Origin of the sequence: Serratia sp. NPDC087055 (assembly GCF_044900985.1) — a bacterium.
In the GTDB taxonomy this organism is placed as follows: domain Bacteria; phylum Pseudomonadota; class Gammaproteobacteria; order Enterobacterales; family Enterobacteriaceae; genus Serratia.
Map to the genome: position 1 here is coordinate 2,679,567 of NZ_JBJDOG010000001.1, position 12,542 is coordinate 2,692,108.

Consider the following 12,542-nt stretch of genomic DNA (forward strand, 5'->3'; position numbering starts at 1 on the left):
CACGATCTTCGCCTTCGCAAAAACCTTAATCGCGGAAGTTCTTGAACTGGAACGGCTGCCCCAGATCGGCACCGCGTACCAGCGCCATCACGCCTTGCAGATCGTCACGTGACTTACCGGTTACCCGGACTTCTTCACCCTGGATTTGCACCTGAACTTTCAGCTTGCTGTCTTTGATCAACTTGACGATTTTCTTCGCCTGGCTGGCTTCGATACCTTGCTTCAGCTTGGCTTCCACACTGTAGGTTTTTCCGCTATGGGTCATTTCGTCCGGGATCTCAAGCGCGCTGCCTTCGATACTGCGTTTACTGAGCTTTTCACGCAGAATATCAAGCAACTGCTGCACCTGAAAATCAGATTCGCTGGCAACTTTAATGCTTTCATTTTTTTCGTTCAGCTCGAAGCTGGCCGGCACGTTACGGAAATCCCAACGCGTGCCAAGATCGCGCGTGGCGTTCTCAACGGCGTTACGCACTTCCTGCATATCAATTTCGGAAACAATGTCGAAAGATGGCATACTTCTTCCTCCTGAATGAGAGCCTAATGCGATAGGCGATTTCGATGCCGAGCATGATAACCGCTTTAAGGCCTCAGGCAAAATCTGCCTAACCTGTTGGCGAATAACCCGTCGAACAACGGAAAAGTCTATAATTATACGACAGTAATAGAGCGATATTCCCGTTACCCCAAGGAGTCTGGATGAAAATAACTATTCTTGGTTGCGGTGCGCTCGGACAGCTGTGGCTCTCTCGACTTTATCAGCAGGGCCATGACGTACAGGGATGGTTGCGAGTGCCACAACCCTTCTGCGCAGTGAACGTGATTGAGCCTAATGGCCCCTCGTTCAACCGTAATTTGCCCACCAACGATCCCGAACATTTGGCGCAGAGTGAACTGCTGCTGGTCACCCTGAAAGCCTGGCAGGTATCCGGCGCAGTCAGTGCGCTGTTGCCGAAGTTGAACCCGCGCTGCGCCATCCTGTTACTGCATAACGGCATGGGTACTCAGGATGAACTCCCGGCAAACAACCAGCCGATATTGCAGGGAACCACAACCCATGCAGCACGCCATGACGGCAGCACGATTATCCACGTCGCGGGGGGCACCACGCATATTGGCCCAACCTCCCCGCCGGCAATATCCCTCAGCCATCTGGCAGAGGTGCTGCATCAAGCCCTGCCTGATGTCGCCTGGCACAATAATATTGCCTCTGCGAATTGGCGTAAGTTGGCCGTCAACTGCGTAATCAACCCGCTGACGGCGCTGTATAACTGCCGTAATGGTGATCTTCAGCGCTATCCAGAGCAAATTGAAGTTATCTGCCGCGAGGTCTCCAGTGTGATGGAAATGGAGGGCTACCACACCTCTTGTGAAGGGTTGCTGCAGTACGTCATGGCCGTGATCCAGAGTACCGCAGACAATATCTCTTCGATGCTGCAAGACATCCGTACCCAACGGCACACGGAGATCGACTACATTACCGGCTACCTCCTGCGCCGCGCACGTAGCCATGGCATCACCCTGCCAGAAAATGCGCGGCTGTTTGAATTGATTAAGCGAAAGGAAAATGAATATGAGCGTATCGGCGCTGGTCTGCCTGGCACCTGGTAGCGAAGAAACCGAAGCCGTCACTACCATCGATCTGCTGGTACGAGCGGGCGTTAACGTCACTACGGCCAGTGTGGCCAGTGATGGCGACCTGACCATTGTCTGTTCGCGCGGCGTTAAGCTGTTGGCGGATGCGCCCTTGGTATCGATTGTGGACGAGCCTTTTGATGCCATCGTGCTGCCCGGTGGCTTGAAAGGTGCCGAATGTTTCCGTGACAGCCCGCTGCTGGTGGAGAAAGTGCGTCAAATGCATCTGCAAGGCAATATCGTCGCGGCTATCTGTGCAGCACCTGCACTGGTGTTACAGCACCACGACCTGTTCCCCATCGGGAATATGACCGGGTTCCCAGGATTGAAAGAACAGATCCCTGCGGACAAATGGATGGAGCGCCGTGTGGTCTTTGATGCACGCGTTAACCTGCTCACCAGCCAGGGGCCGGGAACGTCTATGGAGTTTGCGCTGAAGCTGATTGATTTGCTGTTGGGTAAAGCGAAAGCGGCGGAAATCGCGGCGCAATTAGTGCTGATACCGGGGATGTATGACTTCCGCGATTAGCAAGCATCAGTTCTGAGGTTAAAATATATAATCCACAAAATAATTGGAGCTGCAACCCGGCGGCCAGTGCGGGAATCCCCGAGAGCTTACTTGAGTAAGTGACCGGGGTGAGCGCATGCAGCCAACACAGTTGCAGCTTCAAGTATGAAGTGGATTTAAGGGCGATAGACTTTGACGTTACTATACCCCTGCTCCAGCAAGTACAGCGCCTGCAGGCGGCTCATCACGCCACGCTCACAGTACAGCAGGTAGGTTTTGCTCTGGTCCAAATCGCCAAACTGGGTACTGAGCTTGTAGAACGGCAGGGATTTTATCTCTACCTGATCCAGCTTCAGCGGTTTATCTTCCTGTTCGTCGTTGGAACGAATATCCAGAATCACCTCGTCAGTGCCAAACGCCGCCACGGTTTCCACTTCGGTAACCTGTTCCTGCGTTTGCTCGGCGATAGTACGAATATCCACATTCTTGGCTTCGCTCACCACACGATCGAGAATGCTGAAATCAAAGTTAGCTTCTTCTTCTTCGATCTTCGCTTTAATTGCTTTTACCGTCGGGCTTTTCGAGATCACACCGCAGTATTCCGGCATGGTCTTGGCGAAATCCTCGGTGCCAATCTCACGCGCTACTTTAATGATGTGCTCTTTATCGTGGGAGATCAGCGGACGCAGGATCAGCGTATCGGACGCATTGTCGATCAAACGCAGGTTCGTCAGCGTCTGGCTGGACACCTGGCCCAAGGCCTCACCGGTCACCAGTGCCTGCACGCCATAACGTTCAGCAATCTGCGAAGCAGCACGTACCATCATGCGCTTGAGCACTACACCCATCTGGCCGTCTTCGACCTTTTCCAGGATCTCGCCAACCACGGGTTCAAAGTCGATAGCGATAAACCGTACCTTGTGCGAACTGGCAAAGCGGTTCCACAGATAGTGAGCCACCTGACGCACGCCAATTTCATGCGCAGCGCCACCCAGATTGAAGAAGCAATAATGCACGCGGCAACCACGACGCATCAGCATATAGCTGGAAACGCCCGAGTCGAAACCACCAGAAATCAGCGACAGTACGTCTTCCTGTGTCCCCACCGGGTAACCGCCGATGCCTTCACGGCGGGCTTTCACCAACATCAGCTTGTCGTCTTCAATCTCCAGGTTGACCGTCACCTGCGGGTGCGACAACTTAACGCGCGCGCTTTCGATATGCTGGTTCAGGCCACCGCCGACGTAACGCTCCACGTCCTGAGAATTAAAGTCCTGTTTGCCACGGCGTTTAACCCGCACACAGAAGGTTTTACCTTCCAATTGCTCGCGATAGGCTTCCAGCGTCTGCTCGAAAATATGGTGGATGTCGGTATAGTCGCGGTCTTCCACTTCCAAAATATGGTGTATACCGGGAATGCGCGTCAGTGCGTCGGCAATAACCGGACGCTGGTTTTCATCTTTGGCGCGAACTTCGATATGATCCCAGTGACGGACAACCGCCAGTGTTTCATCATACTGCTTCAGGACGTTGCGGATACTGGTCGAGAGGATCTTGATAAAGCGCAAGCGCACAGATTGGCTCTTGATGGTGATTTCCGGGAACAATTTAATGATAAACTTCATGGCGGTCTTTATTGTCAGAATTACGTGGGAAAAGGATTTACAATGTATATGCGATTGATAAAGCCCTCGGGGCTACCGAATGTTTTATCAATCGCATTTGCGGCGCAGAGTATACCATCATCTGGTGGGGCTCGGTGCACAAAACCACACATGCGCGCCATGATTTGCTAATCAAAATCCGCTAGGATAGGCTCTGGCGCTACTGTTCACATGATGATGTAAAAAGAAAACTATGCCGAAAAAACCTGCACAATCAGACAGTACAGAGCAAAGCATCAGCTTTGAAAGCTCACTCAGCGAGCTTGAAAACATCGTAACGCGTCTGGAATCGGGTGAATTGCCTTTGGAAGACGCGCTCAATGAGTTCGAGCGTGGCGTACAGCTCGCGCGTCAGGGCCAGCAGAAGCTTCAGCAGGCGGAACAACGCGTACAAATTCTGCTTAACGACAGTGCCGATGATACTGCGCTGGCACCTTTTACACCGGATGCCGAGTAATCACCATGTCCGAGACCGTCCAACAAACCGCTTTTTCTGACCAGTTGCAGGCGTTGCGCCAGCGGGCCGACCGCACGCTGCTGGATTTTATCGCACCCTTGCCGTTCAACAATGGCAATATGGTGGCGGCAATGCGCCACGGCGCGCTGCTGGGCGGCAAACGCCTGCGTCCGTTCCTGGTGTACACCACTGGGCAGATGTTTGGCGTATCACTGAATAATTTGGATGCGCCCGCAGCTGCGGTAGAATGTATTCACGCCTACTCACTGATCCATGACGATCTGCCGGCCATGGACGACGACGACCTGCGTCGTGGTCAACCGACTTGCCACATCAAATTTGGTGAGGCCAACGCAATTTTAGCCGGCGATGCCCTGCAAACGCTGGCCTTTTCCATTCTGGCCGATGCCGACATGCCCGATGTGGCGTTGCGCGATCGGTTAGCGATGGTGTCTGAATTGGCAACCGCCAGCGGCGTTGCGGGAATGTGTGGCGGTCAGTCGCTGGATCTCGAAGCCGAAGATCAGCAGGTTGGTCTGGAAGCATTGGAGCAGATCCATCGCCACAAGACCGGCGCATTAATCCGCGCCGCAGTCCGTCTCGGGGCCTTGGCCGCCGGAGAACCTGGTCGTGCCGCGCTGCCACAGCTCGACCGTTACGCGGCTGCAATTGGCCTGGCGTTCCAGGTGCAGGATGATATTTTAGATGTGGTCGGCGAAACCGAAAAAATTGGCAAACGCCAAGGCGCAGACCAGCAACATGGAAAGAGCACCTATCCAGCTTTGCTCGGGCTTGACAGCGCGAAAGCAAAAGCGTGGGATCTCTATCAGGAAGCTTTAGCTGCATTAGATACTTTGGCAGCACAATCTTATAACACAGCGCCATTGCGAGCGTTAGCCAGCTTCATTATTGAACGCGACAATTAACGTGTGACGTAATACCCAATTGACTTCAAGTTGCAGCCAGGCGGCAACTGAGCGAATCCCCCGGAACTGGGCAATCCCAGTGACTGGGGTGAGAGAAGGCGGCCAATACCGCTGCACCTTGAAAGATGAAGGGTAACATCCTCTGATATGAGTATCGAATGAGTCTTGATATAGCCAAATACCCGACCTTGGCGCTAGCGGAAAATCCCGATGAACTCCGCTCGTTGCCGAAAGAGAGCCTGCCGAAACTGTGTGACGAACTTCGGCAATACCTCCTGGACAGCGTCAGTCGCTCCAGCGGCCACTTTGCGTCTGGGCTGGGTACCGTCGAACTGACGGTGGCGTTGCACTATGTGTACCAAACCCCGTTCGATCACCTGGTATGGGACGTGGGCCATCAAGCCTACCCACATAAGATTCTGACCGGTCGCCGTGACAAAATCTCCACTATTCGCCAGAAAAATGGCCTGCATCCTTTCCCGTGGCGTGCGGAAAGCGAATACGATGTGCTGTCAGTTGGCCACTCTTCCACCTCGATCAGCGCCGGGCTCGGCATGGCTGTGGCAGCGGAACGTGAAGGTAAAAATCGCCGCACTGTCTGCGTGATCGGCGATGGCGCAATCACCGCAGGTATGGCGTTTGAAGCCATGAACCACGCCGGCGACATTAACCCAGACATGCTGGTGGTTCTGAACGACAACGAAATGTCGATCTCGGAGAACGTCGGTGCGTTGAATAATCACCTGGCCCAACTGCTGTCCGGCAAGCTCTACTCCACCCTGCGCGAAGGCGGAAAAAAAGTGCTGTCTGGCCTGCCGCCAATCAAAGAATTGGTCAAACGCACCGAAGAACACCTGAAAGGTATGGTCGTGCCAGGCACGCTGTTCGAAGAGCTGGGCTTTAACTACATCGGCCCGGTAGACGGTCACGATGTCCAGGGCCTGGTTGCCACGCTGAAAAACATGCGTGACCTGAAAGGCCCGCAGTTGCTGCATATCATGACCAAAAAAGGCCGTGGTTACGCCCCTGCGGAAAAAGACCCGATCAGCTTCCATGCGGTACCCAAATTCGATCCAGCCAGCGGGACTCTGCCAAAAAGCGCGGGGGGCCTGCCAACCTATTCAAAAGTCTTTGGTGATTGGCTATGCGAAACTGCCGCCAAAGACAGCTCGCTGATGGCCATCACTCCCGCAATGCGTGAAGGCTCAGGCATGGTGCAATTCTCCCGTGACTATCCACAGCAATATTTTGATGTGGCTATCGCCGAGCAGCATGCGGTGACCTTCGCCGCTGGCCTGGCGATTGGTGGTTACAAGCCGGTGGTGGCCATTTATTCCACCTTCCTGCAACGTGCTTACGATCAATTGATCCACGACGTTGCCATTCAAAAATTGCCGGTAATGTTTGCTATCGATCGTGGCGGCATTGTCGGCGCCGACGGCCAAACTCACCAAGGTGCATTCGATCTGTCATTCATGCGTTGTATCCCAACCATGGTGATCATGACGCCAAGCGATGAGAACGAGTGCCGTCAGATGCTGTACACCGGTTATCACTACAATGAAGGCCCAAGCGCCGTACGCTATCCACGCGGCAACGGCACCGGCGCGCCACTGGAACCGCTCAGCGCGCTACCGATAGGCAAAGGCGTGGTCCGCCGTGAAGGTGAAAAGCTGGCGATCCTGAACTTCGGTACACTGTTGCCGGAAGCGGCACAGGTAGCGGAAACCATGAACGCTACGTTGGTGGACATGCGCTTCGTGAAGCCACTTGACGAACAGCTGATACTGGCGCTGGCAACCAGCCACGACGCACTGATTACGCTGGAAGAAAATGCCATTATGGGCGGTGCTGGCAGCGGTGTGAACGAGTTGCTGATGGCCAAGCGCCGAGTCGTACCTGTGCTGAATATCGGCCTGCCGGACAGCTTTATCTCCCAGGGCAGTCAGGAAGAAGTCCGTGTTGATCTTGGCCTGGACGCTGCAGGCATCCAGCGGCAAATCGAAGTCTGGCTGGCGCAGTAATCCTCACGCCACACTGACAGGCGCCTCCGCTTTGCGGGGGCGTTTGCATTTCTGCCGTCTGAAAATCCGCTACAGGTAACGTTCTGTGCTAACGCAGGAAGAAATGCCGAGGGGGGAACGCCCTGTGTGCCGCGTTGCGTGCCAGGATTTGAATAGTCGGGTGAGTGGTGCTCAAGGGCGCAGTATTGCACTGCGCCCTTGTTATCAGAACAACCCAACCGGCCAGTGGTGGCCAATCAGGTAGATAATACCGGCGGAAAATACCCCAGCGACGATGTCGTCAACCATGATGCCCATACCACCATGAACGTTGCGATCAAACCAACGAATCGGCCACGGCTTCCAGATATCAAGAATGCGGAAAATCACGAAGCCTGCCGCTACCCACTGCCAATCATTGACCGGCAGCGCCATCAGCGTGATCCACATCCCGACAAACTCGTCCCAGACGATACTGCCATGATCGTGCACCTTCATGTCTTTGGCCGTCTGATGGCACAGATAAATACCGATGCAGATACTGAACATCACTAAGAGTGAATACAGTTGCCAAGGCAGTTGGATCAGCAGCAGCCAAAAAGGAATCGCAGCCAGTGATCCCATCGTCCCAGGCATTACCGGTGACAAGCCGCTGCCGAAGCCGGTTGCCAGCAGGTGCCAAGGATTACTCATCCGCAAGCGGCGTTTAGCGTCATCCATGTTACGCCTGCCCTTCGCTGAAATGGTCGAAGCCATGCCACGGCAATTCCACTGCTTCATCGTTGCGGTAGAACTTAATACCTTCGGAGAGCGGGCCAATTTGACCAATGCAGGTGTAATCCGCACCCAGATGGCTCAGCGCCACTTCCAAAGCGCCACGATTGATCTCCGGCACGGTGAAGCACAATTCGTAATCTTCACCACCGGTCAACGCCCAGCGCAATGCTTGCTCAACGTCCACATTGCTGCTTAACGCCTGTGACAACGGCAGCTCATCAAGGTTGATCCGCGCACCGCACTCGGAAGCGCTAAGCACATGTTTCAGATCCGAAATCAAACCGTCCGAGATATCAATCGCCGAACTGGCCAGATCGCGCAGTGCCTGCCCCTGCAATACCCGCGGTTGCGGCCGCAGGTGACGGCCAACCAGGTAATTACGTGCGTCAACGTCCGCCACCTGCAGACGATCCTGCAGAACAGCCAGGCCGGCGGCGCTGTCACCCAGCGTTCCGGTGGTGTAGATCCAGTCACCAATGCGCGCACCGCTGCGGGTCAACGCACGGCCGGCAGGGATAAGCCCGTGAATAGTTAACGTCATGCTTAATGGGCCGCGTGTGGTATCGCCGCCAATCAACTGCATGCCGTAATAATTAAGTTGTTCGAACAGGCTGTCACTAAACGCCTTTAGCCAAGGTTCATTCACGTCCGGCAGGGTTAATGCCAGTGAAAGCCAAGCGGGATCGGCGCCCATAGCGGCCAAATCGCTCAGATTGACGGCCAGTGCTTTGTAGCCGAGATCGGCCGGATCGATATCCGACAGGAAGTGAACGCCCGAAACCAGCGTGTCGGTACTGACGGCCAAAAGCTGTTTTTCTGCCACTGTCAGAAGTGCGCAGTCATCTCCAATGCCCAACTGTACGTCCCGGCGCAGACTCTTAAACCGGTCAAAATAGCGGGCAATGAGGTCAAATTCGCCGCATGCCATGGTCATATTCCAATATACTCTTCATACTTGAAGCTGCATCTGTGTTGGCTGCAAGCGCTCATCCCAGTCACTTACTTAAGTAAGCTCCGGGGAACTCACGCTTTTACCGCCTTGATCCAACCCCAATTATTTTGTGTATAGATAAAATTAAGGCCGGGGATACCGGCCTTAATGCTTTATTTTTTCTTGCGAATGCTGGGTGCTACTTTATCCAGCACACCATTCACAAACTTGTGGCTGTCCTCAGCGCCGAAGGTTTTCGCCAGCTCGATCGCTTCGTTGATGGCCACTTTGTAAGGGACATCTTCACGCATTTTCAGCTCAAACAGCGCAATGCGCAGAACGGCTCTTTCGACCTGGCCCAGCTCTTCGAGCTGGCGCGACAGGACAGGTGCCATCAGGCTATCCAGCAGACCTGCATTCACCGCCACGCCGGACAGCAGCTCCCGAAAATAGGCGATGTCTACATCTTTGACATCTTGCTCCGACAGGAACTGGTGTTCAACATCGGCAATGTCATTTTTAGACAACTGCCAAGAGTAAAGCGCTTGAACAGCGCACTCACGAGCGCGGCGACGAGCAGCAGGTTTCACGGAATTCCCCTTAACTAAATTCAGGCTTTAATAGCTTTGATAACATTAATCATTTCAAGTGCGGTCAGAGCCGCTTCAGCGCCCTTGTTGCCTGCTTTGGTGCCAGCACGTTCGATAGCCTGTTCGATGCTTTCGGTTGTCAGCACGCCAAAGGCAACCGGGATTTCAGTGTTCATAGAAACACTGCCCAGGCCAGAGCTGGCTTCGCCCGCGACATATTCAAAGTGCGCGGTGCCCCCACGGATAACGGTGCCCAGTGCGATCACTGCATCATATTTGCCGGTGTTAGCCAGCACGCGTGCAGTCAGTGGCAACTCGTAAGCGCCCGGGACCCAGACAACGGTGATGTTGTCGTCAGCAACCTGACCAATGCGCTTGAGTGCGTCGATGGCACCTTGCAGCAGGCTGTCGTTGATGAAATTGTTAAAACGTGCAATTGCAATCGCCACACGGGCATTTGGAGTAGCAACAACACCTTCGATAACTTTCATGGGCTTTCCTTAAAAATGGGTTCAGTACCCCGCAGGGGGGCGGATTCTATCATATTCTTTATACCCGTCATACTTGAAGCTGCATCTGTGTTGGCGACGCCCGCCGACTCGAGTGGCTTACTTGTGTAAGCTCACCGGGGTACGCGCGCTTGCTGCCTTGATGTAACACCAATTATTGACGGGCACCAGACCGTGCTGTCGGTGTTGTAAAAGACCCATCCCCCCGACACACAGACATTAAAATCAGTATTTTGCTTTCAATCGCAGCCGCAAATCGGGCCCGACGTGCCGCACTTCGCTGAAGACAAACTCCGGCGCATCAGCCAAATGTTCCAGGCCCGGTAGGTGGCACAAACCGTGGCCATTATCGCCCAACAATTTTGGCGCGATGTACAAAATGAGCTCATCCACCAACCCGGCCTGCAGTAAAGCCCCTGCCAAGTGCGCGCCAGCCTCGACCCAGATGGAATTCACTTGTCGTTTGGCCAATTGCATCATCATCACGACCAGATCAATCCCGGCGCCATGGGCCGGGAAGGTCAGTTGTTCGACATCCTGCGGCCAAACGTGGTCATCCGGCTGCAAACGCGCCAGCCAGGTTGCCCCCGGCTGTTGCACCACCCGGTGCTGCGGGGTGACACGATTTTGGCTGTCGAGGATAATGCGCAATGGCTGCTGCAGGTTTTCACGTGGATAAATGCGTTGAGTTTCAGCATCCAACTCATCCCAACGCACCGTCAGTGATGGATCGTCAGCCAGTACAGTGGCACTGGTACTGAGAATCGCCGCGCTTTGCGCTCGCAACCGCTGTACGTCCTGGCGCGCCTCGGGCGAGGTGATCCATTGGCTTTCACCGGACGCCATCGCCGTACGGCCATCGAGAGAGGCGCCAAGTTTCAATTGTACATACGGGAAACCGGTACGCATCCGCTTGAGAAAGCCCAAATTCACCGCTTCGGCTTCAGCCAGCATCAAACCATGACGCACATCCAGCCCCGCCTGCTGTAATTTGTACAGACCCCGCCCCGCCACTTCCGGATTCGGGTCTTGCATGGCGGCCACGACACGAGCGACTCCGGCGGCAACCAGTGCATCGGCGCAAGGCGGTGTACGACCATGGTGGCTGCAAGGTTCCAGCGTGACATAGGCAGTAGCACCACGTGCTTTTTCGCCCGCCATGCGCAGCGCATGCACTTCCGCATGGGGCTCACCGGCTCGCAGGTGGTACCCTTCACCGACGATTTCGCCATCGCGCACAATAACACAGCCGACATTCGGGTTCGGTGCGGTAGTGAAACGCCCCAGCCGCGCCAATTCGAAAGCGCGTGCCATGTAGAATTCATCGTTATGCATGAGGGGTCCCTTAATCCTGTAGACGGGCGATCTCTTCGCCGAACTCGCGAATATCTTCAAAGCTGCGATACACAGAGGCAAAGCGGATATAGGCGACTTTATCCAACTTCTTCAACGCATCCATCACCAGGTTACCAACCAATTTGGTTGGCACTTCACGCTCGCCGGTGGCACGCAATTGGGATTTAATGTGGTTAATCGCGTTTTCCACGTCGTCAGAACTGACCGGGCGTTTTTCCAACGCCTTCAGCATGCCGCGACGCAGCTTGTCTTCGTTAAATGGCTCGCGCACATCGTCGCTTTTTATCACCCGTGGCATCACCAGTTCAGCCACTTCAAAGGTGGTGAAACGTTCATTACAAACCAAACACTGGCGACGACGGCGCACCTGCGAACCATCACCCACCAAACGGGAATCAATGACTTTGGTATCAACAGCGGCGCAGAAAGGGCAATGCATAACACGTCCTGATAAACGTTTTCATAGTTAAGAGCAGTTTACCCCGAAGTGCGGCCACAACAAAGGCCGTCGGCCATTTGTTGCGAGCCCACCTGCGGAACAACAGGACAAAAACGGACTGGCATGACTTTCCCTGCCAGGCGGGCTAAGCTGATAAAAGGAGATGTTGAATAGGAAATCCCCGCTATGACAACCCATTACCCCAAGATTATCCTGCTGAGCACCCTGGCCCTGCTGGCAGGCTGTGCACAAACTCGCGAGGTGCCGAAATTGCACAATCAGGTGGTTGCGCTGAATCAACAGTTAACCACTCTGACTACCCAGGCTACGGCGCTGGAACAGCAAAATCAGCTGAACAAAAACTCCACCAGCGGTGTTTATCTGCTGCCGGCGGCCAATAATGCCGCACGCTTGCAGAGCAGCCTCGGCGAGCTGAGCGTGTCACTGAGCCACGTGAAAGCCGAAGCTAACGGCACCCAAGCCTTATTGCACGTCCGAACGCTTTCACAGGCATCCCTGCCCGCGTTCAACGCAGTAGTGGAGTGGGGCCAGTTGGATCCTGTCACCGGTAAACCCCTGGCGGCAGATTCCCTCTCGCAACCTATTGCCAGTGCAGATTCACTGCTGCCTAAAACTGAACATACTTTTGAGCTGCGTTTCAGCGGCCTGACACCTGAACAACTGGGTTTTGTACGGCTGCATAGCGTAGAGCCCGTTAAAGCCGCGCCAGCGCAAAACTAACAGCAA

14 protein-coding genes are annotated in these 12,542 nt (G+C 54.5%); 6 read left to right on the forward strand and 8 right to left on the reverse strand.

Going from position 1 to position 12,542, the window contains the following annotated elements; translation table 11 throughout:
• Positions 1-25: 25 nt before the first annotated feature.
• Positions 26-517, reverse strand: a complete 492-nt coding sequence (locus tag ACI2J2_RS12735; RefSeq protein ID WP_209636547.1) for a YajQ family cyclic di-GMP-binding protein — start codon at positions 515-517, stop codon at positions 26-28.
• Positions 518-699: 182 nt separating this feature from the next.
• Between ACI2J2_RS12735 and panE the strand changes: the two genes are divergently transcribed.
• Together panE and yajL are read left to right on the forward strand one after the other, a co-directional pair.
• Entirely contained in the window at positions 700-1,611 is a 912-nt protein-coding gene (panE, locus tag ACI2J2_RS12740; RefSeq protein WP_265554598.1) for a 2-dehydropantoate 2-reductase, read from the forward strand.
• Positions 1,574-2,164, forward strand: a complete 591-nt coding sequence (gene yajL / locus ACI2J2_RS12745) for a protein deglycase YajL (protein WP_265554600.1) — start codon at positions 1,574-1,576, stop codon at positions 2,162-2,164. Before panE ends, yajL begins: the two co-directional genes overlap by 38 nt.
• A 155-nt stretch (positions 2,165-2,319) precedes the next feature.
• Here the strand turns inward: yajL and thiI are convergent, their stop codons facing one another.
• Positions 2,320-3,768, reverse strand: coding sequence for a tRNA uracil 4-sulfurtransferase ThiI (gene thiI, locus ACI2J2_RS12750; RefSeq protein ID WP_404760167.1), 1,449 nt, complete (start codon positions 3,766-3,768; stop codon positions 2,320-2,322).
• 232 nt (positions 3,769-4,000) lie between these two features.
• Between thiI and xseB the strand changes: the two genes are divergently transcribed.
• The 3 genes from xseB to dxs all read left to right on the forward strand — a co-directional run bounded on the left by xseB (position 4,001) and on the right by dxs (position 7,214).
• Positions 4,001-4,264, forward strand: a complete 264-nt coding sequence (gene xseB, locus ACI2J2_RS12755) for an exodeoxyribonuclease VII small subunit (RefSeq protein WP_209636557.1) — start codon at positions 4,001-4,003, stop codon at positions 4,262-4,264.
• A gap of 5 nt (positions 4,265-4,269) precedes the next feature.
• Positions 4,270-5,190: a (2E,6E)-farnesyl diphosphate synthase gene (gene ispA, locus ACI2J2_RS12760; RefSeq protein WP_037424308.1), complete on the forward strand. Its 921-nt coding sequence runs from the start codon at positions 4,270-4,272 to the stop codon at positions 5,188-5,190.
• A gap of 158 nt (positions 5,191-5,348) precedes the next feature.
• Positions 5,349-7,214: a 1-deoxy-D-xylulose-5-phosphate synthase gene (dxs, locus tag ACI2J2_RS12765; RefSeq protein ID WP_209636559.1), complete on the forward strand. Its 1,866-nt coding sequence runs from the start codon at positions 5,349-5,351 to the stop codon at positions 7,212-7,214.
• Between the two features lie 204 nt (positions 7,215-7,418).
• Here dxs and pgpA read toward each other — a convergent pair whose 3' ends face one another.
• The 6 genes from pgpA to nrdR all read right to left on the reverse strand — a co-directional run bounded on the left by pgpA (position 7,419) and on the right by nrdR (position 11,795).
• The gene (gene pgpA, locus ACI2J2_RS12770; protein WP_404760168.1) at positions 7,419-7,949 is read right to left on the reverse strand and encodes a phosphatidylglycerophosphatase A; all 531 of its coding nucleotides are present in this window, start codon (positions 7,947-7,949) and stop codon (positions 7,419-7,421) included.
• Positions 7,915-8,898: a thiamine-phosphate kinase gene (gene thiL, locus ACI2J2_RS12775; RefSeq protein ID WP_209636562.1), complete on the reverse strand. Its 984-nt coding sequence runs from the start codon at positions 8,896-8,898 to the stop codon at positions 7,915-7,917. The genes pgpA and thiL overlap by 35 nt, the downstream gene beginning before the upstream one ends.
• A gap of 176 nt (positions 8,899-9,074) precedes the next feature.
• Positions 9,075-9,491, reverse strand: coding sequence for a transcription antitermination factor NusB (nusB, locus tag ACI2J2_RS12780; protein WP_061806788.1), 417 nt, complete (start codon positions 9,489-9,491; stop codon positions 9,075-9,077).
• 20 nt (positions 9,492-9,511) lie between these two features.
• Positions 9,512-9,982 carry a 6,7-dimethyl-8-ribityllumazine synthase gene (gene ribE, locus ACI2J2_RS12785; RefSeq protein WP_037424293.1) on the reverse strand — a complete coding sequence of 157 codons (471 nt, stop codon included), beginning with the start codon at positions 9,980-9,982 and terminating at the stop codon, positions 9,512-9,514.
• Between the two features lie 243 nt (positions 9,983-10,225).
• The gene (ribD, locus tag ACI2J2_RS12790) at positions 10,226-11,335 is read right to left on the reverse strand and encodes a bifunctional diaminohydroxyphosphoribosylaminopyrimidine deaminase/5-amino-6-(5-phosphoribosylamino)uracil reductase RibD (protein ID WP_404760169.1); all 1,110 of its coding nucleotides are present in this window, start codon (positions 11,333-11,335) and stop codon (positions 10,226-10,228) included.
• A gap of 10 nt (positions 11,336-11,345) precedes the next feature.
• Complete coding sequence (gene nrdR / locus ACI2J2_RS12795; RefSeq protein WP_037424287.1) at positions 11,346-11,795, reverse strand: transcriptional regulator NrdR; 450 nt, start codon at positions 11,793-11,795, stop codon at positions 11,346-11,348.
• 186 nt (positions 11,796-11,981) lie between these two features.
• Between nrdR and ACI2J2_RS12800 the strand changes: the two genes are divergently transcribed.
• On the forward strand, positions 11,982-12,536 hold the full coding sequence (locus ACI2J2_RS12800) for a DUF3251 domain-containing protein (RefSeq protein WP_209636566.1): 555 nt from the start codon (positions 11,982-11,984) through the stop codon (positions 12,534-12,536).
• Positions 12,537-12,542 lie beyond the last annotated feature (6 nt).

Bases quoted from the DNA above. Each gene is read 5' to 3' on its own strand.
- xseB (WP_209636557.1), top strand. From the start codon at position 4,001: ATGCCGAAAAAACCTGCACAATCAGACAGTACAGAGCAAAGCATCAGC.
- thiI (WP_404760167.1), bottom strand. From the start codon at position 3,768: ATGAAGTTTATCATTAAATTGTTCCCGGAAATCACCATCAAGAGCCAA.
- ispA (WP_037424308.1), top strand. From the start codon at position 4,270: ATGTCCGAGACCGTCCAACAAACCGCTTTTTCTGACCAGTTGCAGGCG.
- nrdR (WP_037424287.1), bottom strand. From the start codon at position 11,795: ATGCATTGCCCTTTCTGCGCCGCTGTTGATACCAAAGTCATTGATTCC.
- ribE (WP_037424293.1), bottom strand. From the start codon at position 9,982: ATGAAAGTTATCGAAGGTGTTGTTGCTACTCCAAATGCCCGTGTGGCG.
- ribD (WP_404760169.1), bottom strand. From the start codon at position 11,335: ATGCATAACGATGAATTCTACATGGCACGCGCTTTCGAATTGGCGCGG.
- yajL (WP_265554600.1), top strand. From the start codon at position 1,574: ATGAGCGTATCGGCGCTGGTCTGCCTGGCACCTGGTAGCGAAGAAACC.
- ACI2J2_RS12800 (WP_209636566.1), top strand. From the start codon at position 11,982: ATGACAACCCATTACCCCAAGATTATCCTGCTGAGCACCCTGGCCCTG.
- pgpA (WP_404760168.1), bottom strand. From the start codon at position 7,949: ATGGCTTCGACCATTTCAGCGAAGGGCAGGCGTAACATGGATGACGCT.
- dxs (WP_209636559.1), top strand. From the start codon at position 5,349: ATGAGTCTTGATATAGCCAAATACCCGACCTTGGCGCTAGCGGAAAAT.
- thiL (WP_209636562.1), bottom strand. From the start codon at position 8,898: ATGGCATGCGGCGAATTTGACCTCATTGCCCGCTATTTTGACCGGTTT.
- panE (WP_265554598.1), top strand. From the start codon at position 700: ATGAAAATAACTATTCTTGGTTGCGGTGCGCTCGGACAGCTGTGGCTC.
- ACI2J2_RS12735 (WP_209636547.1), bottom strand. From the start codon at position 517: ATGCCATCTTTCGACATTGTTTCCGAAATTGATATGCAGGAAGTGCGT.